The 3,336-nt window shown below is 52.5% G+C and carries 5 protein-coding genes; 3 read left to right on the plus strand and 2 right to left on the minus strand.

Features of this window, described 5'->3' with window-relative positions:
- Window positions 1-95: 95 nt before the first annotated feature.
- Window positions 96-422, minus strand: a complete 327-nt coding sequence (locus tag L0H65_RS16690; protein ID WP_301460343.1) for a hypothetical protein — start codon at window positions 420-422, stop codon at window positions 96-98.
- A gap of 265 nt (window positions 423-687) precedes the next feature.
- Between L0H65_RS16690 and L0H65_RS16695 the strand changes: the two genes are divergently transcribed.
- Window positions 688-1,110, plus strand: a complete 423-nt coding sequence (locus tag L0H65_RS16695) for an antirestriction protein (protein WP_301460344.1) — start codon at window positions 688-690, stop codon at window positions 1,108-1,110.
- Between the two features lie 245 nt (window positions 1,111-1,355).
- On the opposite strand, the gene L0H65_RS16700 is transcribed toward L0H65_RS16695, so the two are convergent.
- Window positions 1,356-1,547, minus strand: a complete 192-nt coding sequence (locus L0H65_RS16700; RefSeq protein ID WP_301460345.1) for a hypothetical protein — start codon at window positions 1,545-1,547, stop codon at window positions 1,356-1,358.
- Between the two features lie 408 nt (window positions 1,548-1,955).
- Between L0H65_RS16700 and L0H65_RS16705 the strand changes: the two genes are divergently transcribed.
- Window positions 1,956-2,516, plus strand: coding sequence for a hypothetical protein (locus L0H65_RS16705; RefSeq protein WP_301460346.1), 561 nt, complete (start codon window positions 1,956-1,958; stop codon window positions 2,514-2,516).
- Window positions 2,517-2,797: 281 nt separating this feature from the next.
- The coding region (locus L0H65_RS16710) for a helix-turn-helix domain-containing protein (RefSeq protein ID WP_301460347.1) at window positions 2,798-3,336 on the plus strand (539 nt) is incomplete at its 3' end.

The raw sequence follows: 3,336 nt of genomic DNA on the forward strand, positions 1-3,336 counted from the left end.
TGTCATGGCAGCCTCCTACAAGGCTCATAACAGTTCTTATTAATACATAAAAGGCTTTTTTACATCGTAAGGCGTTTTATATCGAATTTGAGTCTTTACACCTTCGCTGAGACCTTCCCGCTTGCAATAGCACCTTTGGAGGAAGGCATTGGCACAACATCAAAGCCTAGGCGGGTTGCCAAGGAGACCAGCCCGTTCGCGCGTTTGATAATTTTTGGCTTATTGTCGCGGCGCAGCGCCAAAACCAAGGTCCGGCCATCACCGGGAAGCGCGTAGGCCACCCATTCGCCGCTCCATATCTGGCCATTCTGATAAGGGTCAGACAAACACTTGACCGCCAGCGTCGCGCCCTCTTTCAAGATTGCTTCGAATTCAGCCTCCCATGTTGGAATGGCATTCGTCTCATTGATCTCAATCGTCATAGGGTGCCTCGGGGCTCAAATGTGTTCAAGACGCTTTATGCCAGCAAAAAAAGCATTTTCCAAGACATATGCCGCGAACGTCGCCCGTAAGTGCCTATTGGGCTGCGAAAGGCCGCTTTTGACGAACATACGCTCGTTTGGAGCAGCACGACGCCCGCTCTGATCATGCAAGTATAGAGGAAGAGTTGGGTTGGTGAGGGGCGTATCTGAGAAGCAAAAAGGGCAGCTCAGATGCTTAACCCCAATCGATATCTGGAGACCGATGATGACCGACACCACAATTACCGTCCTGCGCGCAACCCCTGTTCCGGAAGAGCAGCGGATGGCGTTTCTGCCAGCACTGTTCGGGCAACGCCTGATGCTTATCGGCGAACGCACCGTGTTCGACTTTATGGGCTGGTTGAGCCCGAATGATTACGGCGGCGGGCTTTGGACATTTTTTGAGTTCGAAGGCAAGCCACTTTTTCTCGCACCTGACACCGACACGCGTTTCCAAATCAGCTGCGACGGCAATGGCTACCGAGGCGTCCTTTCGGCAGAAGCCGCAGGGATCATAGCCACACTATTCGCCATGTCCCATCTTTCACTCCGGCATGAGTCGGAGCACCTGTCTGACGGCTATGCGCGTCTTTATGCCTATGCTGGCGCTCACCCGGAAGCTGGAGAGATATTCCAGGCGATTGACTGAGCCAGCCCAGCCTGAGATTTCCGGGGATATGAAAATTCATAGGGCGCGGAGTCGACTTTTCTATTCCATATATCGGATTCATGGAACACCGCGCTACAACAGATGCTGGCGAGAAGTTTTTGTAAACCTTGCCAGTATCATGATTGTCTTGCCGTCTCGCGCTACCGCGGTTCGGCGAAAGCTCGCACAGACTGGATGGTTAGGAGCGAATGGGCTTAATCCAGTTCCTGTCCGGGCAATGAGATTTATCCAGACTTGCAATTCACATCTGTCGATGGTGTTGCGCTGAACTCAAAAACCACCACCTGCATTCCATTTTCTCGCAGCCTGTCAATGTTCATCTTTTCCGTCCAATATACGCGCCCCAGAGTATCAACGCGGCCACGCCCGGCAAATGCGCCTTGATCCGTTTTAGCCGTGAAATATTGCGTACTCATGACGGTATCCTCTGGTTGTCCCTCGTATTGGAATCCACATACCGACCACCTTGCATCGCGTTCAATGACAAAGTTGAAGCATTACCCAATAGGGTAACGCCAGGTCACTTGGGTCAGCAGAAAGCACTTTTGGGGGGTGCCGCTGTCATTTCCAATGACGGCAATGAACCCCTCGTGGGCCGTAGTTCATTGAGAAAAGCGTAAGACCGAGCCCATTTCTATGACCATCAATAGTCGACAAAATTTACCGGCTACGGAACAAACAATTTGACCGTGGGACTACTGCCGCAGGGCGAGTCCGGCTTGTTTGGGTTTGCCAGTTTGGTTTCACTCTATCATTGTTAGAAAAATTCTTTTGCGATTAAAAGGCGCTTTATGTATGCAAAAGACATCTAGAAAGGGTTGTCTATGAAAAGCATCTCGATTCCAACTATCGCATTGATCAGCGCCATGCACATCGCAACACCCATTCAGGCCTATCCTATTGATTGCGCCATTCTGCTCTGCCTTGCGGGCGGCTTTCCGCCCTCAGTTGAATGTAGCGCGGCAAAGGCCGAGTTCATACGCCGCATCACACCGTGGCCCATTGAACCGCCTTTGCAACTTTGGCGCTGCCCCATGGGCCTGAACCCTCAGGTCGGATCATTGGTTGGTGCGGTCAATTTCGGACCGGACGGGCTTACGCCAGACATACGCCGCTACCGTGATGCGATTGAAATTTACCATGTCATCGCCTTTGGGATCGAGCGCGAGGGGCGCGACAATGAACATACCGTCGATGTCGCTGAATTTGGGTCCTACGACATTGCGGGACACTTTTATTGGCAGAGATCGTCGTTCGGCTCGGGCCCCGCATGGCTGCATGAAATAGCAGGTGGTGTCGAGCCATCCTACAGAAAGATCCGGGGTGTTGGCCTGCGGTTTCAAGACCATGAAGGGAAGTTGTATGACAAGTGGGTGAGCTACTAGACCCGGACACGATCTGTGACACGGCCGAGACAGCGCGATGAAACGTCAAACACGAAACAAAATAACACCTAATGCAGGAGCAGTCACACCCCAAATAGAAACCCCCGCGAGGCGATAGCCAGCACGGGGGGAGGAAGAGCTAAGGGACACCAATCCCGATAAGCACACCAAATCAAGTGCAAATCTATCACCCTCCCCGTCGGCCTAGCAAGAAAAAAACGCATCTGTGCGAACAGTGTTTTTTTGCCGGTTGTCGCCTTGTCCAAATCAGGATGAGAACAATGAGTGCCCAACCGTTACAGAACGAAAATATCACCTCTGACTATCCTACGCTCCCCGATGATATGCAGAGGTATCATCTCCAAGAGCTTTTGCGCGATATCGGGCCAATGATTGGTCTTTCGGACGCGCGACGCCACATACTGGAGGTGATGATTGGCATGACGGCACCAAAAGATTGGATTGATCCAACTCGGGATGCCATTTGCTATGCTGCGCAAACCTTGGTGGCGGAGAAAGCCCATCGGACCACCAAAGCAATCAGATCAGCCGAGACGGCGTTTGTCGCGGCGGGGCTCATCGTCAAGACCGTTGCCGATAATGGCCACCGAGGCATTTACGCGAAAGGGGCCGTAATTCACGGCCTTAGCTTTGCTCCACTTATCGAACGCGTGAAAGAATTGCTTGCGATCAAACATGCACAGGATGCCGCGCGACTGCAGCGTGCCGCCTTACGCCGCCAATGCAGCGCTGCCCGACGGGTTCTTCGTCTTGCGCTTATGGAGCTATTGAAAACCGCCCCCATTGATCCGATCACCAC

The sequence above is a fragment of the Pseudorhodobacter sp. genome (assembly GCF_030452865.1).
In the GTDB taxonomy this organism is placed as follows: Bacteria; Pseudomonadota; Alphaproteobacteria; order Rhodobacterales; family Rhodobacteraceae; genus Pseudorhodobacter.

What these genes read in the sequence shown, in the direction of transcription:
- L0H65_RS16705 (WP_301460346.1), top strand. Translation starts at nt 1,956, where the DNA reads ATGAAAAGCATCTCGATTCCAACTATCGCATTGATCAGCGCCATGCAC.
- L0H65_RS16690 (WP_301460343.1), bottom strand. Translation starts at nt 422, where the DNA reads ATGACGATTGAGATCAATGAGACGAATGCCATTCCAACATGGGAGGCT.
- L0H65_RS16695 (WP_301460344.1), top strand. Translation starts at nt 688, where the DNA reads ATGACCGACACCACAATTACCGTCCTGCGCGCAACCCCTGTTCCGGAA.
- L0H65_RS16700 (WP_301460345.1), bottom strand. Translation starts at nt 1,547, where the DNA reads ATGAGTACGCAATATTTCACGGCTAAAACGGATCAAGGCGCATTTGCC.